General features: G+C 62.0%; 15 protein-coding genes. 7 read left to right on the top strand and 8 right to left on the bottom strand.

Annotated features, from left to right (window positions below; all coding sequences use genetic code 11):
• Nucleotides 1-110: 110 nt before the first annotated feature.
• Nucleotides 111-800 (top strand): response regulator, encoded by a 690-nt coding sequence (locus tag ACVOLV_RS13315; RefSeq protein ID WP_481554821.1) that lies wholly within the window; start codon nucleotides 111-113, stop codon nucleotides 798-800.
• A 492-nt stretch (nucleotides 801-1,292) separates the two neighbouring features.
• Here ACVOLV_RS13315 and ACVOLV_RS13310 read toward each other — a convergent pair whose 3' ends face one another.
• Nucleotides 1,293-1,970 (bottom strand): response regulator, encoded by a 678-nt coding sequence (locus ACVOLV_RS13310; RefSeq protein WP_481554820.1) that lies wholly within the window; start codon nucleotides 1,968-1,970, stop codon nucleotides 1,293-1,295.
• A gap of 513 nt (nucleotides 1,971-2,483) precedes the next feature.
• On the opposite strand from ACVOLV_RS13310, the gene ACVOLV_RS13305 reads away from it, so the two are divergent.
• Nucleotides 2,484-2,780, top strand: coding sequence for a hypothetical protein (locus tag ACVOLV_RS13305; RefSeq protein WP_481554819.1), 297 nt, complete (start codon nucleotides 2,484-2,486; stop codon nucleotides 2,778-2,780).
• Between the two features lie 103 nt (nucleotides 2,781-2,883).
• Here the strand turns inward: ACVOLV_RS13305 and ACVOLV_RS13300 are convergent, their stop codons facing one another.
• Entirely contained in the window at nucleotides 2,884-3,771 is an 888-nt protein-coding gene (locus ACVOLV_RS13300) for a LysR family transcriptional regulator (RefSeq protein WP_481554818.1), read from the bottom strand.
• A 124-nt stretch (nucleotides 3,772-3,895) separates the two neighbouring features.
• Between ACVOLV_RS13300 and ACVOLV_RS13295 the strand changes: the two genes are divergently transcribed.
• From ACVOLV_RS13295 to ACVOLV_RS13275, 5 genes are all read left to right on the top strand, one after another.
• Nucleotides 3,896-4,945 (top strand): NAD(P)-dependent alcohol dehydrogenase, encoded by a 1,050-nt coding sequence (locus tag ACVOLV_RS13295; protein ID WP_481554817.1) that lies wholly within the window; start codon nucleotides 3,896-3,898, stop codon nucleotides 4,943-4,945.
• A 246-nt stretch (nucleotides 4,946-5,191) separates the two neighbouring features.
• Nucleotides 5,192-5,686: a (R)-mandelonitrile lyase gene (locus ACVOLV_RS13290; protein ID WP_481554816.1), complete on the top strand. Its 495-nt coding sequence runs from the start codon at nucleotides 5,192-5,194 to the stop codon at nucleotides 5,684-5,686.
• 239 nt (nucleotides 5,687-5,925) lie between these two features.
• Nucleotides 5,926-7,137: an MFS transporter gene (locus tag ACVOLV_RS13285; RefSeq protein ID WP_481554815.1), complete on the top strand. Its 1,212-nt coding sequence runs from the start codon at nucleotides 5,926-5,928 to the stop codon at nucleotides 7,135-7,137.
• Nucleotides 7,138-8,040: 903 nt separating this feature from the next.
• Complete coding sequence (locus tag ACVOLV_RS13280; RefSeq protein WP_481554814.1) at nucleotides 8,041-11,346, top strand: ESPR-type extended signal peptide-containing protein; 3,306 nt, start codon at nucleotides 8,041-8,043, stop codon at nucleotides 11,344-11,346.
• A gap of 201 nt (nucleotides 11,347-11,547) precedes the next feature.
• Nucleotides 11,548-14,781, top strand: coding sequence for an ESPR-type extended signal peptide-containing protein (locus ACVOLV_RS13275; protein ID WP_481554813.1), 3,234 nt, complete (start codon nucleotides 11,548-11,550; stop codon nucleotides 14,779-14,781).
• Nucleotides 14,782-16,413: 1,632 nt separating this feature from the next.
• On the opposite strand, the gene ACVOLV_RS13270 is transcribed toward ACVOLV_RS13275, so the two are convergent.
• The 6 genes from ACVOLV_RS13270 to ACVOLV_RS13245 form a co-directional block, all read right to left on the bottom strand.
• The gene (locus ACVOLV_RS13270) at nucleotides 16,414-16,932 is read right to left on the bottom strand and encodes a fimbrial protein (protein WP_481554812.1); all 519 of its coding nucleotides are present in this window, start codon (nucleotides 16,930-16,932) and stop codon (nucleotides 16,414-16,416) included.
• A gap of 9 nt (nucleotides 16,933-16,941) precedes the next feature.
• Complete coding sequence (locus ACVOLV_RS13265) at nucleotides 16,942-17,433, bottom strand: fimbrial protein (protein ID WP_481554811.1); 492 nt, start codon at nucleotides 17,431-17,433, stop codon at nucleotides 16,942-16,944.
• Between the two features lie 10 nt (nucleotides 17,434-17,443).
• The gene (locus ACVOLV_RS13260) at nucleotides 17,444-17,950 is read right to left on the bottom strand and encodes a fimbrial protein (RefSeq protein ID WP_481554810.1); all 507 of its coding nucleotides are present in this window, start codon (nucleotides 17,948-17,950) and stop codon (nucleotides 17,444-17,446) included.
• Between the two features lie 14 nt (nucleotides 17,951-17,964).
• Nucleotides 17,965-19,050 (bottom strand): fimbrial protein, encoded by a 1,086-nt coding sequence (locus ACVOLV_RS13255; RefSeq protein WP_481554809.1) that lies wholly within the window; start codon nucleotides 19,048-19,050, stop codon nucleotides 17,965-17,967.
• The gene (locus ACVOLV_RS13250; RefSeq protein WP_481554808.1) at nucleotides 19,047-21,734 is read right to left on the bottom strand and encodes a fimbria/pilus outer membrane usher protein; all 2,688 of its coding nucleotides are present in this window, start codon (nucleotides 21,732-21,734) and stop codon (nucleotides 19,047-19,049) included. The genes ACVOLV_RS13255 and ACVOLV_RS13250 overlap by 4 nt, the downstream gene beginning before the upstream one ends.
• Before the next feature lie 85 nt (nucleotides 21,735-21,819).
• Nucleotides 21,820-22,566 (bottom strand): fimbrial biogenesis chaperone, encoded by a 747-nt coding sequence (locus tag ACVOLV_RS13245; protein WP_481554807.1) that lies wholly within the window; start codon nucleotides 22,564-22,566, stop codon nucleotides 21,820-21,822.
• Nucleotides 22,567-22,713: the final 147 nt, after the last annotated feature.

The following is a 22,713-nucleotide window of genomic DNA, read 5'->3' as shown; positions in this document are numbered from 1 at the left end:
CTTTAAGCGCGATGTGACATAAATTCTGTCCTGACCTGCCTTGCCGGGTAGGGGATGCCTCCCCTGCCTGGACCGGCCAGCTGCCAGCGCATTTCAGGGAGAACCTAACCATGAGTGGTTTCAAGATCCGGGTGATCTTGGCTGACGATCACCCAGGCATGATTGCGGGCGTGAAGTACGAGCTTTCAACGGTATCTACCCTCGACCTTGTCGGGACAGCGGCTGATTCGACCGAATTGATGGCGCTGCTCGGCAGCGTGGCATGCGATGTCGTGGTATCAGACTACGCAATGCCTGCGGGTGACTTTGGCGATGGTATAGCGCTGTTCGGAATGATTGCCAGGCGACACCCGCAGGTGAAGCTGGTCGTGCTTACGATGCTTGATAACCCGGCCGTGTTGCACACTCTGCTCACCCAGGGGGTGATGTGCATTGTCAGCAAGTCGGATGCATTGACGCACCTGGTGCCTGCGGTTCATGCAGCGCAGAGCGGTGGCCGGTACTACTCGCCCACCATCGAGAAGGTGGTGCAGGGAATCGAGCTCAACAGGCGCAGTCGCAATCCTGCAGGCGTGTTGAGCATCCGCGAGTCCGAAGTGGTGCGGCTCTATGCCTCGGGATTGACGGTCAATGAGATTGCCGAACGTCTTCATCGAAGCAAGAAAACCATCAGCACACAAAAAGCCAGCGCGATGGAGAAGCTGTCCATCGAGAAGGATGTCGATCTGCTGCGCTATGCCATGGAGAATGGACTGGTGACATCATCAGGCGGCACCCCGGCTGCATCTGAGGCAAGTTGAAGCAGAGGCAGCGGGCAACTCGCCGATGCACATGTCTGGTTCAACGCGAGTCCGGGTTAATCAACGTCCAGCCCGGTTTTTCCTGACTCCCACTGCAACATTATTTTACGCCTGCGTTGTGGTGAGGCGTACATGAAAAGATTGAGTGTCTCCAGGAATTGATTCTTCTGGAGAGACGATAGTCGGGCGAAGTCGATCAGCAGCCGCCTTACGTCTGCGGTTTTCTTGTCCATCTTTGTATGTTCTCAGCCGCAGCTCAAAAGCAAAGCACGCATGCGAGCGCCACAATGGCGCCGCACAAGGAATTTGCTCATGTTGTGTCAAGCGGTCTGGCGCAGCCATAGGACCTGTCCCAATAGGCCGGAGATATCTTGCCTTTTAGTTGGCCGATGGACTTCGGAATTGGCGGTCAGCAGGACTTCGTTGGCGTGCTTTCAGCCTTGTCAGCATGGACGATGCTGCCTGCGGATGAAGTGCAGCAGATCCGCTGGGCTATGACGCCCGGGCGATGGGAGGCCCCGCTTCGGCGTCGGCCAGGCCGGATTCTATCCCGTACCGCAACAGGTCGACATCGCGCTTCAGGCCGAGCTTCAACATGGCAGCGCCCTTCTGGGTGCTGATGGTCTTCTTGCTGCGGCTCAGGCGTTCGGCGATTTCGTTGACTGTCAGGCCGGAAACAAAGAAGCGGATGACTTCAAGCTCGCGGGTAGTGAGTGTCTGCACACCCGAGCTCCCTGACGTGACGGACCCTGCAATCTCAGTGATGGTCGGTGACAGATAGCGACCGTTGGCGAAAGCACCATGAACGGCTGGCATCAGGTGATTCAGCGAATCAGACTTGCTCAGAATGCACGAGATGCCAAGGGTCAGCAGCGAATGTACGATGCCAGGGTTCTCCAGCATGGTGAGCACAACGATTTTGATCGAGGGATAGCGTTTCTTGACCAGCTTGAAGAGTGCTATGCCATCGCCGTACCGACCACCCGGCATTGAGTAATCAGAAATGAGAACGTCGCAGGGGCTGCGAGCAAGCACATCCATGAGCTCGGTCGAATTGCGTGCCGAGCCTGTAACGGAGATCGTACCGGCCGTTGTGAGCACGTACTGAAGGCCGGCACGCACGGCTGAGTGATCATCCGCGAGGACAACGCGGAGGCTGAGTGGCTTCATGGCGGATCGGCTTCAGTAGTTGAACGGGGAAAAATCTCGACAGAGCAAACTGCTGCACTGTTGGTGAACGACGCATGGCACTGGGGCGAAGAGGTGGTGGCTTGCTATGCGTTTGTTGTTACTTTATTGACGTACCGCGAGCAAAGTAAGCACTACGGGTCCTATTCAATGCGCTGGCATCGTAGGACGAGTCCGATCTCCGTCCAGATTTGCATTCGCAGATGCGTGCGCGAGATCGCTGGGGTCGCGTCTGTATCAGGCCGTTGCGAACAGCTGCTCGCGCGTTGTTTTTGCAGGAGTTCGCGCGGAAGCGAAGGCGTAGTACTGCAACGCAAGGTGCAGGAACCCAGTGGCCGATCGATACGCGCGATTCACTGATTTCATAAAGAAATTGGCGCCATGATCGACCGAATTTTCCCGAACATCGCGCTGTAACTGCCACTCACAAAAGAATAGTGCGCAAAAAGTGATGTATCACTTTATTATTGAGCGCATTCTGGTGGGGAAATGACAATGGTTGATGATCAAGGAGCTGTCGACGAAGTCGCGCCAGCTCCGGCAAAGCGGCGCGGCCGACCGCGGCTCTATGAGACTCCACTATCCCAGGCCGAGCGCGCCAAGCGTTACCGTAAAGCCCGGCAGTGGGACGAAAGCAGTCTGGATGACTGTCGTGATCCGGTGTTGATGGATCGACTGAGCTGGGCGTTGAAGCACAAAGAGACCTCCGAGGATGCGCGCGCCGCCCTGGACATCTATCTTGAGGAGCTGGTCAGGCGGCATCACAGCAAGGGAATGCTCGCTATAAAGTAGGCGCAGGTGACTACGCCGATGCTCAGTGCTGCAAGTTGGTCTGGTGGCTGCCTGGGTGGATGCACGGGGCGGTTATTGGGTTGATGCAGCAGCCCTGAGAACGTCATAGGCGCAATGCATCCACCACCAGCGCGAACGCTGCCGAATGCTGGCGGCGGCTCGGGTAGTACAGGTGGTAGCCGGGGAAGGGTGGGCACCAGTTCTGCAGTACACGGACCAATCTGCCCTGTTCAATGTGGCTGCCGAATTCTTCCTCCGGCAGGAAGGTGATGCCAAGGCCATCCAGTGCCGCCTGCACCATCGGCGGTGAGGTATTGAACACCAACTGGCTCTCCACTCGCACGTTCACCTGCCTGCCGTTGCGCTCGAACTCCCAGACATACAGGCCGCCCGAGGTGGCGAAGCGGATGTTGATGCAGTTGTGGCCGGTGAGGTCGGCGGGGGCTTTGGGAACCGGGTGCTTCTCGAAGTAAGCCGGTGAGGCTGCCGCCGCCATGCGCACCTTTGGGCTGATCGGGAGGGCGATCATGTCCTTGTCGATGCTTTCGCCGAGCCGCACGCCGGCATCGAAGCGATCAGCAACGATGTCGCGCAGGGCGTAACTGACGTCGAACTCGATGCGGATGTCCGGGTAACGGTGCATCAGCGGCAGCAGCTTGGGTAACAGGATGGTCTGCAGCGAATGGTCGCCGCAGGTCAGCCGCAGGGAGCCGGCTGGTTTGTCACGCAGTTCGGTCAATGCGTCGAGTTCGGCCTCGATCTCATCGAAACGGTTGCCGATGGCCAGTAACAGCCGTTCACCTGCTGGCGTGGGCGATACGCTGCGGGTGGTGCGGGTCAACAGACGGATCTGCAGGCGCTCTTCCAGTGCCTTGATGGCCTGGCTGAGTGCGGACTGGGAAACGCCCAGCAGGGCCCCCGCGCGGGTGAAATTTCCTTCACGTGCGACGGTGACAAAGGCCAGTAGATCATTGAGGTTGCGTCGTGCCATGGCGGCAGTGTGGCATGACTGATTGATTAGTTCAGCTAATAGTGGCTAGAAGCATTGATTACCTTATCAGGCGAGTTATCCAGGTGGACAATGGCCACCTTCCCCAATCACCGCCGGAGTTCCCATGTCTGTCAAAGCCTATGGCGCCTATGCCGCCGACAAGCCGCTGGAGTCGATGGATATCAGCCGCCGGGCGCCGGGTGCGCATGATGTGCAGATCGACATCGCCTATTGCGGCATCTGCCACTCCGACCTGCACCAGGTTCGCGCCGAATGGGCGGGCACCCAGTTTCCCTGCGTGCCGGGCCACGAGATCGTAGGCCGCGTTGCCGCAGTTGGCGCGCACGTCAGTGGCTTCAAGCCGGGCGACCTGGTCGGTATCGGCTGTATCGTCGACAGTTGCAAGCATTGCGACGACTGCGAGGCCGGGCTGGAGAACTATTGCGACGGCATGGTCGGCACCTATAACGGCACCACTGCCGATGCGCCGGGCTGGACGCTTGGCGGTTACTCGCAGGAGATCGTCGTCCACGAGCGCTATGTATTGCGCATCGGCCACCCCGAAGAGCAACTCGCCGCGGTAGCCCCCTTGCTGTGCGCCGGTATCACCACGTATTCGCCGCTGAAGCATTGGAATGCCGGCCCCGGCAAGACGGTTGGTGTGGTCGGCATCGGTGGCCTCGGCCATATGGGCATCAAGTTGGCGCATGCGCTGGGCGCGCACGTCATTGCTTTCACCACGTCAGAATCCAAGCGCGAGGCAGCGTTGGCATTGGGGGCGGATGAAGTGGTGGTGTCACGCGACCCCGAGGCAATGGCCGCTCAGGCCAAGCGCTTCGACCTGATCGTCAACACCGTGGCGGCACCGCATGATCTGGATGCTTTCCTGGCGCTGCTCAAGCGTGACGGCGCAATGGTGCTGGTGGGCGCACCGGCAACGCCGCACCCCTCGCCGAATGTGTTCAACATGATTACCAAGCGCCGCACCCTGGCCGGTTCGATGATTGGCGGCATTCCGGAAACCCAGGAAATGCTGGACTTCTGTGCCAAGCACAAGATCGTGTCCGACATCGAGTTGATCCGTGCCGAGGAGATCAACGAAGCCTATGAGCGAATGCTCAAGGGCGATATCAAGTATCGCTTCGTGATCGACAACGCCACCTTGGGCAACTAGGTCCGGCTGGCGTTCAAGCAAGTGCATGGTTGCCCTGGGGCAGCCATGCGGTACCGGCTCCGTGGCTGTTGCGAGTGGTGGTCGCTTCCATTGTCGGGAGCGACGGGTCAGTTACGTCGAACGGCATAGCGTGCTACGCACGCGGCGTTGCCCGCCAAGCCTGCATCCTCATCAACGACCTGCCGATTGACTGTGGAAGTCGTTATTCGCCTGGCGTAGACGCCAGAGCGCCATCAAGGAAGCTATATGCACGATTCACTGAAGAGCCTTGGGCTCGTCGCGGTGGCATTGCCGATGGTTGCGTCCGCGGAATCGCCGCTGCCTGCAGCAGCGCAGGCCCAGCAGGTGGCAAGCGTTGGCAGCCAACCCTCCCTGGAGGGCCCGCCGGAGTATTTCGTTGGCCGCGTGCGGATTGACCCGGTGTGGTCTGCCGATCAGGCGCTGACCGCTTCCGGTGCATGGGTCACCTTCGAGCCGGGCGCGCGTTCGGCGTGGCACACCCATCCAGCAGGGCAGCGCCTGGTGGTGACCTCCGGCGTGGGGCTGACGCAGGAATGGGGCAAACCTGTGCAGGAGATTCACCCTGGCGACGTTGTCACCTGCCCAGCGGGCGTCAAGCACTGGCACGGTGCCAGTGCAACAACCGCGATGACCCACCTGGCGGTCACCGGCGTATTGGACGGCCGGAATGTCGAGTGGATGGAGCAGGTAAGCGACGAGCAGTATCACGCTGCCCGATAGGCTGTCATGCCATTGCCCGTAGCGAGGTGCAGCTTGATCAGGCCTTGGATTGGCATGCCGGACGAAGCCGTCTTCGTGACCAAGCGACAAGCATTAGATTTGTAGCAGGATTGCTTTCCAACAAGCTTTGATCCTACTGGGGTTATTTCCGCCCAGGCTGAGCGCACACGCTCGCTTGGCTTGCGGCGGCGCCAACGTCGCGCTGCCGATCTCAACCAACATCATCAAAGAGGTCTTCCATGTCGACCCCCGTTGTCGGCACGCCGGTGCGTGCCTGTCCGGATCTGGAAAATGCAGCATCACATTGGAGTGGCGTATTTGCCATGACGCTGTGCGTATTCGCCTTGATCGCATCCGAGTTCCTGCCTGTCAGTCTGCTGACACCGATGGCTGCGGACCTGCATGTCAGCGAAGGTCTGGTAGGGCAGGGCATCGCCATCTCAGGCGCGTTCGCAGTGCTGACCAGCCTGTGCATTGCGCGCTTGGCCGGCAATGCGGACCGCAAGGTATTGCTGCTGGTCTTGACTGCCTTGATGGCAGTATCCGGCAGTGTCGTTGCCTTGGCGCCGAACTACCCGGTGTATCTGATCGGTCGCGCGCTTATCGGCATCGTCGTCGGCGGCTTCTGGTCGATGTCCGCAGCCACTGCCATGCGCTTGGTGCCCGCGGTGCAGGTGCCACGCGCCCTGGCGATCTTCAACGGGGGGAATGCGTTGGCGACTGTGATTGCGGCGCCACTGGGCAGCTATCTCGGTGCGGTAATGGGCTGGCGCAGCGCCTTCTTCTGCCTTGTGCCGATAGCGCTGCTTGCGCTGGTCTGGCAGTGGTGCAGCCTGCCGTCGATGAAGGCAGAGCAGCGTACCGATGCCGGTGGTTTGCTGCGCATACTCAAGCGCAGGATTGTTGTACTGGGAATGGTGGCCTGCGCCGCCTTCTTCATGGGGCAGTTCGCGTTGTTTACTTATGTCCGCCCATTCCTGGAGACGGTGACGCATCTCAGCGTTTCTGCACTGTCCTGGGTGCTGCTGGGCATCGGCGCCAGTGGCGTTATCGGCACAGCCGCCATTGGCAGCGTCCTGAAGAGCGGCCTGTACCGGGTGTTGATCATCATTCCGGTAATGATGGCAATGATCGCGCTGGCGTTGACGCTCATCGGTGGCTCAGCCAGTGGCGTAGCGCTTCTTCTCGCCCTTTGGGGGCTGTTTGCAACCGCCGCCCCAGTGGGCTGGTGGAGCTGGATCGCGCAGACCATGCCGGGCGATGCGGAAGCCGGCGGCGGCCTGATGGTGGCGGTGATCCAGTTGGCGATTGCCTTGGGATCCACCATCGGTGGGCTGCTGTTCGACCACTCCGGCTACCAAAGCACCTTCATGATGAGTGCTGTCGTACTTGTCGCTGCCGCCGCACTTGCGGTGGTGACGTCGCGTGCTGGTGCCAGAAGGGAGCTTTGATTTTCGAGCTGCCGCACGACCGCTGGCAAGTAAGTGCCATCCGCGCTACGGCGATTGCTGTGGCGCTGCGATGAAGAACACAGCTGTCCTTTGTGGGAGCGGTGTAAGCCGCGAAACTGATGTTGCTGGAACCCCTGGCGCCTATGTCATCTGATGATCAGTTTGCTTCGCGGCTTACGCCGCTTCCACAAAGCACGATCCTATGCGCGAGGCCCTGCATCGGATGTAGGTGACTCAAGAGCCTGTGTAACAAGTACCACGCCGACGCCGATCTAAGAAGATCGCGCTGTGGCCTCGCGTCATCGACACAGCGGCGTTGACGTTGACGCGCCCGTTGTCACTCAAGCTGAACAGTGTGTTTATTGAACGCCGCGTCCCAACGCAGGTGGCTGATTGTCTGTGCGCGAGCATCCTCCACAGTCAACGTTTTCGTAATTGTTGCATGGGAATGACCTCCAGGTGAGAGCACTGTACAGCCATGGTCATTGAGTGTGCTCCGGTGCCCGCCGGCTTCCCTCGTGAACACGGGGACTGCGCTTGTTCCAACATCTGCAAGTCCTGGCGCTTTCGTATTTGTTGCATGGGAAAGGCTTCTTTGCAGGCGCAGTCTGTAGCTCTGGTCACTGAGCACTCTGCCGGCACAAGCGAAAGTCCCATGAGCAAGATGTTTGCAGTCCGCAATGGGGTTTTCTCCAGCACAGCTGCAGGTCATCGCGCAGGCATCGAGCTACGCAGGGCTGAATCGGCTGAAGCAGAAGTTGACGTTCGCTGTCTGCTGCTCGCGTAGCTGCTGAATGCAGGTCGTGACCATGGTCGCGCGGATGACCAAGCGTACTTACATGGCGGCATGAGCCGCATATCGAAGTCCTCGACCTACACGGCATCTTGCCGACGGAGAAAATCATGAACAGCATTTACCGGATCATCTGGAATGCGGCCATCGGAAAGTGGGTGGTTGCCTCGGAGCTGGCTACTGGCCGTACCAAGAAAGCGCGCACGCGCTGCGCACGGCAAGCAGCAGTTGTCGCTCTGCTGGCGCTGACAACCCCCGCGTGGGCGATGGCCGATACTGCCGATGAGGCATGTCTGCTTGAAGACGGGCAGGCGGGTATCCTCGACAGCGCCGGCAAGTGCGTGAGCAACGCCGACCAGGGTGCTACGCCCGCTGTTTTCGCTACCGGCCGCTCGATCGGCATCCAGGCTGCGGTCGATGATTTGTATGTCAAGGTGAACGGTTCTGGTACCGCGGCCAGCGCTGTGGGCGCGGGCTCGATCGCTATCGGCGACAGCGCACGTGCGCTGGCGGATGCGGATGGTAATGCCGACAACTCGATTGCTATGGGTTACACCGCTAGCACCCAGGGTAGTAACGCTGTGGCCATCGGTTTTGGGGCAAGTGCAACTAGCAAGAACGCACAGGGGGATGCGGGTTCGGTAGCCGTTGGTGCGGCAGCCAACGCCAGTGGTTGGAACAGTGTCGCCCTGGGCTACAACTCTGGGGCGAGCGGGTCCTCGGCAGTTGCCGTGGGCCGCGGTGCGCGCGGTACCTCAATCGAGACCATAGCGATTGGCGACAGCTCTCAGGCGACGGCTGAGGGCAGCGTCGCACTGGGCGGTTCGACCCAGGCAACGGCAGCGGGGGCAGTGGCTATTGGCCGTACTTCGCAGGCCAACCGCGAGAACACTGTTTCGGTGGGCAGCGCGGCACTGCGCCGTCAGGTCGTCAATGTGGCCGCCGGTACCCAGACCAACGACGCGGTGATCGTGCAGCAGTTGCGCAGCGCTGTGCAGGCGCTGGGTGGCGGCGCGGATGTCGCGGCAAATGGTGCGATCACTGCGCCTTCCTACGTGTTGTCGCACGGTGGCACGCATACCAATGTAGGCGATGCGCTGAGCGCGATTGATGACGGGCTGACCGACACCACCACTACTCTGAACGAGCTGCATACGTCGATTGAGAACGGCAGCATCGGCCTGGTGCAGCAGGCGACTGCAGGCGCAGACCTGACTGTGGGTGCCGGCACCGATGGTGCCGCCGTGAACTTCACCGGTACCGCCGGTGCGCGTCGACTGATGGGTGTGGCCGACGCCACCGCCGCTGATGAGGCGGTGAACCTGGGCCAGTTGGGTGCGGCAGGTTCGTCCGTGGCTGATGCTCTGGGTGGCGGCAGCAGCGCCGACGCACAGGGCCGTGTCAGCGCGCCCAGCTACGTCATCGGCGGCACCTCCCATGGCAATGTGGGCGATGCCCTGACCGCTCTGGATGGCCGCGTTGGGGACACCGCCCAGGACTTGGTGAACCTGCGTGATGCGCTGGATGATGCAAGCCGCTACTTCCAGGCCAATGGCAATGGCGTGGCGGATGAGGCCAGCGCCACCGGCACCGGTAGCATCGCCGCAGGTGCCAGCGCGGCGGCCAGCGCCCAGCAGGGTGTGGCGATCGGTTGGGGCGCGCAGGCACGTAGTGGTCAGGGTGCCATCGCGCTGGGTGCAAACGCCGTCGCCAGCGGCGAGAACTCGGTTGCCTTGGGCGCCGATTCGGTTGCGGACCGCGACAACGTGGTCTCCGTGGGTTGGGGGCTGGGTGGCAATGGCACCCGTCAGGTCATCAATGTGGCCAACGGCACCGAAGGCACCGATGCGGTCAACGTGCAGCAGCTGCGTCCGCTGGTTGACGCGTTGGGCGGCGGTGCCGCGCACGACGGAATGAGCGGTGCGGTCCGTGGCCCGAGCTACGCCATCCAGGGCGAGACCTTCGACAACGTCGGTGACGCGCTGGGCAAGGTCGATGGCGGCATGACCATGATTGACGGTCGAGTGACCCGCAACGAAGGCGATATCGTGGATCTGCGCCAGCAGCTGCAGGACCTGGGCAACGGTGACGCAGGCCTGGTGCGCCAGACCTCGGCCGACGCGGCCATTACCATCGCAGCCAGCAGTGGCGGCAGCATCGTGGACCTGCGCGGCACCGATGGTGAGCGCCAACTGAAGGGCGTTGCCGCCGGTGCAGACGCGACCGACGCGGTGAATCTTGGCCAGTTGAACGCTGCGATGGACGGCCTGCGCGCCACCGGCAACCGCTACGTGCGTGTGGACGGTGCAGGCGACGGCAGCGATGACGCGCAGGCTTCTGGTCAGGGCGCGATGGCGGTGGGTGCGGCGGCTCAGGCGCAGGGAGAGCACAGTGTGGCTCTGGGTCAGGGCGCGGTTGCACAGGCTGACAACAGTGTCGCGCTGGGTGCTGGCTCGTTGGCCGACCGTGCAAATTCGGTATCGGTAGGCGCCACTGGCGCCGAGCGCCAGATCACCCATGTTGCCGATGGCAGCGAGGATACCGATGCGGTGAATCTGCGCCAGCTGAAGGCTGCAGGCCTGGTCGGCGACGGTGGCCAGATGCTGGATGCAGTGACCTACGATGCCGGCAGCGACCGTGGTCGGGTCACCTTTGCTGGCGCCAACGGCACCGTGCTGTCCAACGTGGCCGACGGCCGCGTCGGCAGCGGCAGCCGGGAGGCGGTGAACGGCGGCCAGCTGGCCGCTCTGCGCGACCAGTTGCAGGATCGCATCGGCGATCTTGACGGTCGTGTGGGCGCGCTTGAGTCCGGTGATGCCGGTGGCGGCGCTGGCAACCCGCCGTACTACGGCGCCAACCCGCAGCCGGGTGACCAGGAAGGCGACAACCCGGCCCAGGCCGTTGGCCAAGGCAGCGTGGCTGCCGGTGCCGGTGCCGAAGCACAGGCTGACAACAGCGTGGCGCTGGGCGCAGGGTCGTTGGCCGATCGGGACAACACGGTATCGGTCGGCCGGGAAGGCGGCGAACGCCAGATCACCAATGTCGCAGCAGGTACCCAGGCCACCGATGCGGTGAACGTTGCCCAGCTGCAGCAGGGCGTGCAGGACGCCAAGGGCTATGCCGACGAGCGCGTGCTCGACGCCTGGTCGGGCATGGAGCGGCGCTTGGATCAGGTCAACCGTCAGGCCAATCGCGGCATCGCGGCAGCGGCAGCGCTGGCACCGATGACCCCGTACCTGCCGGGCAAGACCACGATCAACGCCAACCTGGCCAACTACCGCAGCGAAACCGCGATGGGTGTGGGTGTGTCGCGCTGGAGCGACAACGGGCGCGTCAATGTCAACGGCGGTGCTTCCGTTGCCCGCGGTGACAAGCCGATCTTCCGCATGGGCATGGGTGTGGTGCTGGGCGACTGAGCCCTGCCCCCAGCGCGGGCCTGAAAGGCTCGCGCCGGCTAACGCAAATCCCTGAATCACTTTGAATTTCACTGGTGTATCTGGACGCGGCGTAAGCCCTGCCCGATACGCCAATGGTGGCTGCTTGCCAATGCTTTACCCACGGCCGGAACCCGGCCGCAGCAACCACCCAGCGGGCGCCCGCGCCCACGGAGAATGACCATGAACTGCATCTATCGCATTGTCTGGAACGCCGCCATCGGCAAGTGGGTGGTTGCCTCGGAACTGGCCAGCGGCCGCCGCCGCCGTTCGCGCCTGCGCGCCAGCGTCGCTGCGGTCGCCTTGGCGCTGGCCAGCCAGGCTGTGTTGGCACAGGAAATCGACGAAGTATTGTGTGAGGCACCCTTGGAACTGCAGGACGTTAGCTGCATGCGTCCGACGGCGCTGGGCGGCATCACGCCGATGGCCGCCACCGACGACAGCTTCTTCGTTGTCAATGCTGGCGCCAACGCGACGGCAGCCAGCATCAATGGCTTGAGAATGATTGCAATCGGCAGCAATGCCATCGCACGCCCCTCCAGCAACGGTGCCAACAATGGTGCGCTGAGTCTTGGTGCGAACGCTGTGGCAGCCGGCAGCTACGCTGTATCGGTCGGCTATGGCGCGGCTTCTGACAGCAACAATGCTGCTGGTACCAGCGGTGCAACTTCGTTGGGTGCGGGTACGCGCAGCACGTGGAACGCGACTGCTGTTGGCTTTCAGGCCAATGGTAGCGGCACGGTGGTTACCGCGCTGGGCGCTGCAGCAGTGGCTACCGGCGAGCGCGGTATCGCCCTGGGCCGTTCCGCCACGGCGACCGGGCAGTACTCCTCGGCCATCGGCGCAGGTGCGCGTGCCACTCATCAGAACAGCGTGGCCATTGGTGCCGGTTCGGTGAGCCGGGCCAATGCCACGTTCGCGGTCGGCTCGACCACGCTGCGTCGCGGTATCGAGAACGTTGCGGCAGGTACCCAGGCCAATGATGTGGTGACGGTTGAACAGCTGCAGGGTCTGTTGCTGGCAAGCGGTGGCAGCATCAATGGCACGGGCACGGTGATTGCACCCAGCTACGATCTCACCAATGGCGGTGTGCAGAGCACGGTCGGCGGCGCGCTGACGGCGCTGGATGGCGGCGTCACCACGCTGACCACCGAGGTAGACCTGCTGGACACGCAGATCCGAGAGGGGCGTATCGGCTTGGTACAGCAGTCTGCGTCGGGCGCCGATCTGACGGTTGGTGCTGACCGCGATGGCGCCGCTGTGCGCTTTGTCGGCAGCAACGGGACTCGCCGTCTGGCAGGTGTGGCCGATGGCCTGGATGCCAGCGACGCCGTCACCAAGGCGCAGCTCGATGTCAGTGCCAGCAGCATCGCTGCCGCGCTGGGCGGCGGTGCCGACGTGGAAGCTGATGGCAGCCTGCGCGCGCCGGTCTACACCGTGGTTGGTACTGACGTGCGCAACGTCGGCGCTGCACTGCACCTGTTGGACACGGCCGATGCGAGTCAACGCGCCGATCTGGTCGACCTCGGCGATGCCGTCGGTCAGGCCCAACGCTATTTCCACGGCACGGCATCGGCCACAGACGCGATGGCCGAGGCCAGCGGTCTGGGCAGCACCGCCATGGGCAGTGACGCGGTAGCCGAAGGGCAGCGCAGCCTGGCCATCGGCGCTGGTGCCCATGCCGCGCAGGTAGATTCCGTTGCCATCGGCGCCGGTGCGCAGGCCAGCGGGATGAACTCGGTGGCGTTGGGTGCGGGCTCCGTTGCCAGCCGCGACCAGGTGCTCGCCATCGGTGGGGGCAGCGTAGGTACTCGCCAGCTTGTCAATGTGACCAGCGGTACGCAGTCGACGGACGTGGTTATCCAGCGCCAGTTGCGCGCGGTGGTTGATGCGCTGGGTGGTGGCGCCATCATCGATGCAGCCACCGGTGAGGTCATCGGTCCGCAATACAGCATCCAGGGCAACAACTACCAGGACGTAGGTGCGGCACTGTCTGCCGTTGATGGCGAGATCTCATCGCTGGACGCACGTAGCACCGTCAATGAGGACGACGTTCAGGACCTGCGCCAGATCGCCGCCGATTGGGCCGGCGGCACCGCCGGTCTGGTACAGCAGGCAAGCCCGACGGCGCAGGTCAGTGTTGGCATGAGCACCGGTGGGACGGTGGTGGATATTGCTGGAATCGATGGTGTGCGCCAGCTGAAGAGCGTGGCTGCGGCCAGCGAAGCCAGCGATGCCATCAACGTCGCGCAGATGCAGGAAAGCCTGGCCGATGCGCAACCGGAGGACAGCCGTTACCTGAAGGTGAACGGGCGCATGGACGGCAGTGACGACGCAGCAGGCACCGGCGTCGGCGCCATTGCGGTGGGTGCATCGGCGCGAGCAGATGGTGCCGGTGCGATGGCCCTGGGTCAGGCTGCGCAGGCGACCGCTGATGGCGCTGTCGCACTCGGAGCAGGCAGTGTGGCCGATCGTGCAAATGTGCTGTCGATCGGCAGTGCCGGCGCCGAGCGCCAGATCACCCATGTGGCCGACGCCAGCGAGGACACGGATGCGATCAACCTGCGCCAGCTGAAGGCTGCAGGCCTTGTCGGCGATGGCGGCGAGGTGATGGAAGCAGTTGGCTACATGGCCGGCAGCGACCATGCCCAGGTTGCGTTTGCTGGGTTCTCCGGCGCGGTCCTGGCCAACGTGGCTGACGGCCGCGTGCAGCTGGGTAGCCGGGACGCGATCAATGGCGGCCAATTGGCAGCCTTCAGTGATGCCCTTGGCAGTCAGCTCGATGGGCTGGCGGGCCGCGTCGGTGCGCTGGAAGGGCAGTCGGGCGGTGGCGCGGGCGATCCGCCGTACTATGACGCCAGCAGCAATGCAGAGTTTGTGGCTGAAGGTGCAGCGGCTGAGGCAAGCGGGCACGGCGCGGTTGCGGCCGGTTCCGGTGCGCAGGCAACGGCAGACAACAGCGTTGCGCTGGGATCGGATGCGGTTGCTGATCGCAACGACAGCGTTTCCCTTGGCCGCGTCGGCGCCGAACGCCAGATCAGCCACGTCGCTGCTGGCAATGCTGATAACGATGCGGTGAACCTGGCCCAACTGCAGGAGCAGATGGCCTCGGTGAACCGCTATACCGACCAGCGGGTGGAGGCGATGGAGCAGGCGATTGGCGCGCAGATGGGCCACATGGCGCGTCAGATCAACCGCGGCATCGCGGCCTCGGCCGCGCTGGTGCAGGTAACCCCAAACCTGCCCGGCAAGGTCACCCTCAATCTGGGTATGGCCACCTATCGAGGCGAATCCGCTTTCTCACTGGGACTGTCGCGCTGGAGCAATAGCGGGCGCTTCAACCTGCACGGCGGTGTGTCGGTGGCGAAGGGCGACCAGCCGCTGTTCAACGTTGGCTTCGGTGTTGCCTTCGATTGACGGAGATGCTGCGAGGAATGGCTTTACCACGCAACAGCGCCTACGGGCGCTGTTGCGCTATCTGCCCTTGTAAGGTGAGTGCCAGCAGGCAGCCAGGCAATGCCAACCAGATAACCCAAAGGCATGCGAACTTGTCGCGGCACCTGCGTTTTTGGCAAGGTCACAGAGCTCATGTCATGTCGGCGCGAGGGCGTCGGCGATCCCGCAGGTGTTGCATGGGAACGATCACGAGACTTCTGTACGTTGCCGGCGGTAGTCGCAAGCGGGAGTGCAAGCTGGCGACGGATAGCCTGGCCGTTTGATGAGCCGGCCAACGTGTGGTGGCCGCTGAGCACCGTGTTTACGATTGCGAGCTGGCATTTCCGCTGGAAGGCTCACCTGCCAAGGACCTGCAAAGGCACAACATTCTGGTCGCAGAGCGACTGTCTGTCCGCTATGTTGGCAGTCAAAGCTTCATCTTTGCTCATCATCCTGGGTCACGGCCCTTGTATATCGCCATGCGCGACGATGGCTAACCCAAGCTGGCCAGGAGTCGTGCTGTCACATGATGTCGGTGAACGATTTGGGCGGCAGTCCAGGGCTTATATCAAGCCAGTTCCCTTAGCCATCGTGGCTTGTGTTCTTTCGTCCGCGTAGCTGCTCGAGCCACGCGATATCTTGCGCACCAATCAGGTGGTCACTGGTGATGCGGAAGGCGAGCGGATCCGGAGGAGACTGTGTTCGATTGAATGGCCGGTGAGGCGCCCGCAGCACGCGTATCGCTGAGCGCCTGAAAGGGAATTGCAGATTGGGAAACTCGTCTGCAATGAGCTTGTGGCGTTGCCGAGGCCATCATTGAGATCAGATGCACTTGCGTTGGTGATGCCTGGTTTGGGCTGGCCGAGCCAACGCTAGCCCAAAGCGCCGCTGGCTCCGCTGACTGGGCATGCCAGGATGGGCGGGGCAAGACTGCTTGTGGGCTGTGTAGCGTACACCGCACATGGCGGCGATGTCGCTCGGCAGGGGAGGTGATCGACCGGGTGTCCCAAGGTTGGCACAACTGAATGACAGCCCTGATCCACTGCGGCACCAATCAGTCTCGAGCCATTGGTATCAAGTAGTCATCGCGCAGCTGAGATGCGGCCATGGAGTTGACGCATGTGAGCACCAAACCGGGATGGCTGCGGACAACCGGAAGTAGGCGACGGCCTCCGTCTCGTGAGGAAGGGGGATGGCCAGCTCTTCAATATCTATATGAGGGGATCAAGGTCGTTGTAAAAAGGCGCTTGGAAGCCGCTACTCGGTACGTGCCTGCCTGGGCTGTGACGAGGGAATGTGTGTGCCGGCACGAAGCGCGAAGAGCGTCACCACTAACGACAAGCCTTGTGGGTGGCCGCCAGTGCTCATACTCAAGTCCAAATGCAGGAACTGCGTGGCGCATCTTATGGTGCCACTTCTATGGAAGCATCACGGTGCCAAAGCGGCGTCGGTTCCTGAGTTTGAGGCCCCATTGTTGACTCACCGCCGCGTCCTTTGCTTCGATCGAGGTGTGCCCATTCTTGGCGAACCAGCCCAACTCAAGCCTGATCTGCACGCGGTCTTGCGCAGAGTTCCAAGTTCAACCGGTTTCCTTGGAAATGATCACCAAGGTGATCATTGATAGGTCAGCACCATTTGCGCAATGGCAATAACGGTGCCGCTACTGGTCTTTTCGCCAGCAAGCCGCCAGTACGCTGCCTGCAGGTCGAGCGTGGCGCTGCCAGCGCTGACCGGAACCATACGCACGGAGTCACTGCCGTCTGCACGTAGCATACGACCATCCATCGATTGCAGTGCAACGGCCATACCCTTGGCGCTGCCGATGTTGCGATAGACGAACGGGTCAGCGGAGTCTGCGTTACCACTGAAGGCGAACTGCACTTGGCTCACGCCGGTCGAGCAGCCGACGAGCACCAGCTGGAACGGCGTGTGTCCGGCCGCTCCGGCGGCAGGCAGATCCTTCATGTCGATGGCGTCCATCTGCACGCTGCGGTCATCGCTACCCACCGCCCAGCTGCAGGTGGGCGGCAGGATGTCGCCGGTCATCTCGAAGCCTACCGATTGTGCATGTGCAAGCGTGGCGCCTAGTAGGCACCACACTCCCAGACAGGTTTTGGACAGAAGACGCAGCATGAGGTTGGCTCAGTTGTAAGTGACCTGGACGGTTACTGCCGAGCGCACGGTGCCCGACGCGACCACGGCTGCGGTCTGGCGGAAGCGCGCGCGCAGCATGTAGTTGGTGGCGCCAGCGACAGCAGTGAAGTTGACGTTGGTGCCGGACGGTTGGATCGCGCCACCGGCGAGGGTCTGCATCTCGATGCCGATGCCCGCGACGCCGCGGAAGTAGGCAGCATTGGCAGCATCGGCCGTGCCGGATACGTTCATGTGAATCGTTGTGATCAGCGGGTCGCAGCCGGTGGAGCTGATCGGTACATTTACCAGCGTCTTGGTCGTGCCAACCGCGGTGAACTCGGTTGCGTAGTAGGTGCCGAGATCAACATCGGCAGCGGTAAAGCGGCAGACGCCAGGCAGGATGTTGCCGGTCAGGTTGAAGTTGACCGTCTGCGCATTGGCAGCGAAAGCGCAGAGCGACAGGCCAGCGATCAACACAAGACTGTTCAATTTACGGTTCATCGTCATTTCCTTAGTTGTAGGTGAAGTTGATGGTGATGGGGGTGCTGACCGTGCCCGAGGTAAGTGTCGGGCGGGTCTGCGCGAAACGTGCCAACAGGTCGTAGCTGACACCAATTGCTGCTCGCGACCAGTCGAAAGTGGTGGCATTTGGGATCACCCGTTGGCCGCTTCCGTTGACCAGCTCGATTGCGACTCCGCTGGCCGTGGTGTTGCGGACCGCGAAGTAGTTGCTGTTGTTGCTATCGGCTACGCCAGTGAAGCGCATGTGGATATTGGTGATGTCCGTTGTGCAGTTGCTGGACGTAATTCGAACGGTCCGCCAAGGCGTGGTCGTGGTTCCCGTAAATGAAGCGGCCTGATAACTGCCAAGATCCACATTAGGTACCGTAAAGCTGCACGTGCCTGGCTGAAACCGGCCAGTGAAGCGCACGGTGAGATCCTGGCTGAGCGCAGGGAGGGCGATACCTCCCAGTAATAGCAGGCAGGCTAGCTTGCCGGCATTCTTTATGACGCGCATCTCGAACTCCTGTTTTACTCGTAGATGAGGGTCACGGTGGCCGCACCATTGGCCTGCCCCGATGTCGGAGTGGTGCCGGTCTGGTAATAGCGCGCAAGCAAGTTGAAGGTGTAGCTTCCGTTGTCGGTTGCGGTTAGCGCCAACCCCGATGTGCGATTGACGCCATATGCAAGCGGAACTCCGAATGGGTCAGCCATCTGGATGCCGATACCCGTAGCAGTCTGGTTGATGCCGTCAGGTTGCAGCGCCATTACCCCGCGCGGCGAATCCACGATCGAGGTCACCGGAGTTACGCGGAAGCGAACTATATTGGCGGTCCGACGCCTCAGCGACACGCCGTCATCGTCGGTCAAGTTGTTGCGGAACGCATCGTGGAAGCCAGGGCAGTTGTTGAGCCGAATCGGCACGTTCACCCAGGTTGTGGTGGTGCCAACGCCGGAGAGCTCGCTCATCTGATGGGTGCCGAGATTGACCGGCACGTCAGGAGTTGAGCATGTGCGCGAGACGATGTTGAGCGTGCCGGTGAAGCTAGCAAGCATCATGCGGAGCGTGTTGTCGCCGGTCTGCACATACTCGAATGTTGGCAGATCCGTGCCACGAATCGTTCCCGCACCAACATCACCGATCTTGATCAGACTGACGTCAAACGCCAGGACTGGCCAGAGATTTGTCTGCACACCGTATGTATCGGTGGCGGTAGTAGGCAGCGGCATTCCACTCATCCAGACCACGGCGCCGATGCCAGGCACCGACGTGCGATAGACCCGATTACCGTATGAGGGGTGCACGTAACCAGAGAGAGGATAGGGATTGGCTATGTATCGACGGGTACGCGTATAAGTGCCCGGCTGGCAGGTGATGTATGGGGCTTGATTGGAGTTGAACGTGGCCCGATAGATCTCCGTTCCGATGGGGGTGTCGCGCCCGACGGTGATCGAACCGGTAACGGTGCTCACTGCTCGAAAGTAGGTAGGGAACTGCGGAACATAGGCGCAGGTACCTGCGCTGGCCGGAGGACTGTGCAGGCACAGGAACCCGAGCAACGTTGCTGCCAACCACACAGATCGGCGGGAAGTCCATTGTTGTAGTCGAAGCATCATGATGATGTCCTTGTGGATGCGCCGCTGGCGTCGCCTTCAGGCAGCACATTGCCGTCCACGGTTACGCATGGCAGATCAAAATTTTCGTATTCCTCTTGCTTGCCTTTTGCCGCAGGCGAAAGCTTGACGTCCAGACGGCAGGACTCCGTATCCGCTTCGCCCCAGCGCACAAGCAACGGACCAGACTCTTTGAGTCCGGTGACAAACAGGCGGCTGGCTTGGCCCGCCACCCCAACCGGGTCGCCCTTGCCATCGAGCACATCTGCGCCAAACGGCACAGGGCGCCCGTCGGGTAGACGGGTCTGGATGATCAAGGCACGGCCGCTTTGGGTGTCGTATCGCAGTACAACCACGGCTCCGGCGCGCGGCGCGACGGTTCGCGTGGTTTCGGCGATCTCGACACCTACACCGGTGCCCTTGGGGTCAAGAGTGATGGTGTTCAACTCGTACGGCATCAGGTAGGGCACCACGGCGTAACCGCGTTGGTCCACCCTTGCACCCTGACCGTTCTCCACATGCGCGCCTGCGGCATCGGGGGCACGGATCAGACCGATGGTTTCGCCCAACGGCGGTGCCAAGGTGACACCGCCTGCGTGGACCACCATGCCGCCGGTAATGCCAGCGCTGAGCTGCCGGTACCCGGACCCGAAGCTGTAGCCGGTGGCGACCTGGGCCAGGCTGCCGTTGTACTGGGCGGTCAAATCGTAGCTGTTGCTGCCATTGCCCTGCCCAAGGGATGCGCCATAAGCGAGGCGATGCTCGGGACCAGCTGCTCCTGCAAGAGACAGTGTGCGGCTGTCGCCACCGTTGCCTGCGCGATTGAACATGCCGGTAGCGGTGGGGGAACCAGCGGTACGTCCCAATGGCACCGACAAAGTGAGCGAAAGACGGGTGTCACGCCGTGGGTAGCCGTCGAACACGAGCGGCCGCGGATCTTCAAACCCCATCGGACGGTTTCCTTGCACTTGCAGCAAACTGTTCCGCGTACGCTGCAGCGATAAGCTGTAGCTCAGGGATTTCCAGCTGTTGTTGTAACCCGCGGAGTACTCGGTTTCGTTGCCTTGATGGCCCCAGAAGTCGCGCACGGAGCCATTGACGAACAGCAGACCGGCGCCCTCGCCAAGCATCTGGTTGACGCTGAGATCCATGCGGCTGCGTTGCCGGCGCAGTCCTTCGACGCCGTCGCCGCGCGCAACTGTCTGGCGTATCAGCGCTGAGTCCTGCAGGCTGACGAAGCCACTGGTGGAATAGCGATAGGCAGCAACCGAGAAGTCGGTGCCGCTGTCTATGAAATTGCGGTTGTAGCCGACCCGGGCGCTGATGCCCTGGGTTGCGGGCAAGCCCGGCGCATGGTTTCGCGCCTGGGTCAGGTCGGCGGACAGGGCGCCACCTGGCGTGTTCCACGCTCCGCCCACCAGCGCGGCGTGATAGCCCTCACTGACGATGCCGCCGCCGTAAGCGGTGGTGGTGTTGCTCAAGCCGCGCTCGTAGGTGCTCTGCAGTATCCATGGACGGACCTGCAGATTGATTTCATCAAATTTGCCCGCAGTGACGCTCCAGCGACTGGTGCCGGGGCGCAGCAACTGCGGTACCGCCGAGAACGGCACGGAGAACTGTTTGACACGACCATCGGCCTCAGTCAACTCGACATCGAGGTCGCCACCGTAGCCGGTGGGGTAGAGGTCATCGATGGCAAACGGCCCCGGCGTTACCGGCACGTCATGGATCACATAACCACGCTGGCGGATGATCAAACGTGCATTGGTTTCGGCGACGCCACGCACGATGGGCGCGTAGCCGCGTCGTGACTGCGGGTCCATGCGTATGTCGCTGCCCAGTGTCAGGCCTTGCACGCGCACGCTGTCAAACAGCTGCCCACCAGTAAAAGTATCGCCCACCACCAACTGCGCTCGGAGTGCGGGGATGTCGTGCTGCAAGATGGTGCGGGTCGCCTGATAGCGGCTGGGGCCGTGCACACTCCAGCTCAGGGAGCCGACGTGCGAGGCGTGCCAGCTGCCCACACTGAAAGTCGACTGCAGGCCAAGATAGCCCACGCTGCCCTGGTATTGTCCGATCGTCCGGTAGAGCTGTGAGCTGTAGCCAATGGTCGCAGCGGTGACGCCGGCATCCCATTGCGAGGGGTCGACATAGCCGCGAGCGTTGCGGTTGGTATACACCTGCGGCACTGAGATGCTCAGCACCTGGGTACCCGTGTCGAAGGACACCGTGGCGCCAGGAATGTAGTCGGCCAGCGGCTCACAAAAACGCTCACTGGGCGGGGTGACACGGGCCGCTGGCGGCTCCTGTTCTAGCTTGCTGGATGCAATCTTGTCCCAGTCCACGCCATAACCGGCGAGCGTCTTGGCATCAAAGCACGCCTGCGGCTGCTCCTGTCCAGCAACGTCCTGGAACACGATATCGGTACGCGTGCGCCACTGACCGTTGAACACCACATCACCGCGATAGGTGCCCGGAGGCACGTAGCCGCTGCGTGCAAAACGCGTCAAGTCCATCTTCGGTGCCGTGCCCGCCGGGAAAAAGTCCATGTCGAAGGTCGCGTCACCGTCGTTGGTTTCGGCCGCATGCGCCTGCAAGCTCAGAACGGAGGCCACCAACAATGGCAGCACTGCCAGTCTGGGCAGGCGGGTGGACGGGCGCATGGAGGGCTGCAACGATGCGGACATGGACGCAGATTCCTGATGTAAAAGCGCACGGGCCTTGGTTGCTGGCATCAGCGAGCAACTTCAGGGAGGAACAAAGGGAGGACGCTCAGCGGGTAAGCGGCGCTGCCAACTGGTTGAGCGCACCGTAATCATTGATGACGGTAAAATCCGCCTGTGCATCCGAGCTGACCTGGCTCACATCCTTGAGCGGAAACAGGGCAGTACCGTTGGGCGCAACCATGCCGCCGCCTTGGCCGCCGATGCTTTGGCCACCTTGCTTCAAGCCCACCTGGGCGAAGCTGACGTGGAACGCAGTCGGGTTGCTGACCTGCAGGGCGTGGCCTTTGCCGTCGGTGCCCGGCACCAGTTTCCAGGTCAAGCGTGATGGTGCAGTTGCTGCATCACCGCTCAGCCCATTGGGGCGGAAGAACAACTTGATGCGGGTGCGGAATGCGAATTGCAACAGGTTGCGGTCATCGCTGTTCTCAGCCTTCGGCGGGACTTCCAACACGTTGATCCAGAACAGCGACTCGCGGTCAGCGGGCAGCGGCTGACGCGTGTACACGATACGCACGGCTTGGCCTTTGTCGGCGTCCATGCGGAAGATTGGGGGGGAGATCGTGAAAGGCACATCGGCGGTGTCCGGCGTGGACTTCTCATCGCCGTCATCCATCCAGACCTGCACCAACGCAGGACGGCTGCCTTCATTGGTCAGTTTTACAGTGATTTCACGATCTTCCGCTGGGTAGACCATGCGGGTACCACCGATGACGACACTTGCCTGGCTGGGTGCACTGGCGAAGAACGACAACGTGGCAACGCCCAACAGCAGACTACGCAGGAAATTGTTCACGACTCACCTCCAGAGCATGCGGCGGCCCAAAGCCGGCGCACACACTGTGAAGCAATGGGTAAGTTGTAGCCCCCGGGATACACGCCCTGGGAGTTTAACAAGCACCGGGGGGAAGGACCCAAACCAAACCGGTAGGTCGGCAGGCAG

Source organism: Stenotrophomonas sp. STEN023, from assembly GCF_056760135.1.
This window is presented reverse-complemented; position numbering and strand designations above follow the sequence as displayed.

What these genes read in the sequence shown, in the direction of transcription:
- ACVOLV_RS13315 (WP_481554821.1), top strand. Translation starts at nt 111, where the DNA reads ATGAGTGGTTTCAAGATCCGGGTGATCTTGGCTGACGATCACCCAGGC.
- ACVOLV_RS13310 (WP_481554820.1), bottom strand. Translation starts at nt 1,970, where the DNA reads ATGAAGCCACTCAGCCTCCGCGTTGTCCTCGCGGATGATCACTCAGCC.
- ACVOLV_RS13305 (WP_481554819.1), top strand. Translation starts at nt 2,484, where the DNA reads ATGGTTGATGATCAAGGAGCTGTCGACGAAGTCGCGCCAGCTCCGGCA.
- ACVOLV_RS13300 (WP_481554818.1), bottom strand. Translation starts at nt 3,771, where the DNA reads ATGGCACGACGCAACCTCAATGATCTACTGGCCTTTGTCACCGTCGCA.
- ACVOLV_RS13295 (WP_481554817.1), top strand. Translation starts at nt 3,896, where the DNA reads ATGTCTGTCAAAGCCTATGGCGCCTATGCCGCCGACAAGCCGCTGGAG.
- ACVOLV_RS13290 (WP_481554816.1), top strand. Translation starts at nt 5,192, where the DNA reads ATGCACGATTCACTGAAGAGCCTTGGGCTCGTCGCGGTGGCATTGCCG.
- ACVOLV_RS13285 (WP_481554815.1), top strand. Translation starts at nt 5,926, where the DNA reads ATGTCGACCCCCGTTGTCGGCACGCCGGTGCGTGCCTGTCCGGATCTG.
- ACVOLV_RS13280 (WP_481554814.1), top strand. Translation starts at nt 8,041, where the DNA reads ATGAACAGCATTTACCGGATCATCTGGAATGCGGCCATCGGAAAGTGG.
- ACVOLV_RS13275 (WP_481554813.1), top strand. Translation starts at nt 11,548, where the DNA reads ATGAACTGCATCTATCGCATTGTCTGGAACGCCGCCATCGGCAAGTGG.
- ACVOLV_RS13270 (WP_481554812.1), bottom strand. Translation starts at nt 16,932, where the DNA reads ATGCTGCGTCTTCTGTCCAAAACCTGTCTGGGAGTGTGGTGCCTACTA.
- ACVOLV_RS13265 (WP_481554811.1), bottom strand. Translation starts at nt 17,433, where the DNA reads ATGAACCGTAAATTGAACAGTCTTGTGTTGATCGCTGGCCTGTCGCTC.
- ACVOLV_RS13260 (WP_481554810.1), bottom strand. Translation starts at nt 17,950, where the DNA reads ATGCGCGTCATAAAGAATGCCGGCAAGCTAGCCTGCCTGCTATTACTG.
- ACVOLV_RS13255 (WP_481554809.1), bottom strand. Translation starts at nt 19,050, where the DNA reads ATGATGCTTCGACTACAACAATGGACTTCCCGCCGATCTGTGTGGTTG.
- ACVOLV_RS13250 (WP_481554808.1), bottom strand. Translation starts at nt 21,734, where the DNA reads ATGTCCGCATCGTTGCAGCCCTCCATGCGCCCGTCCACCCGCCTGCCC.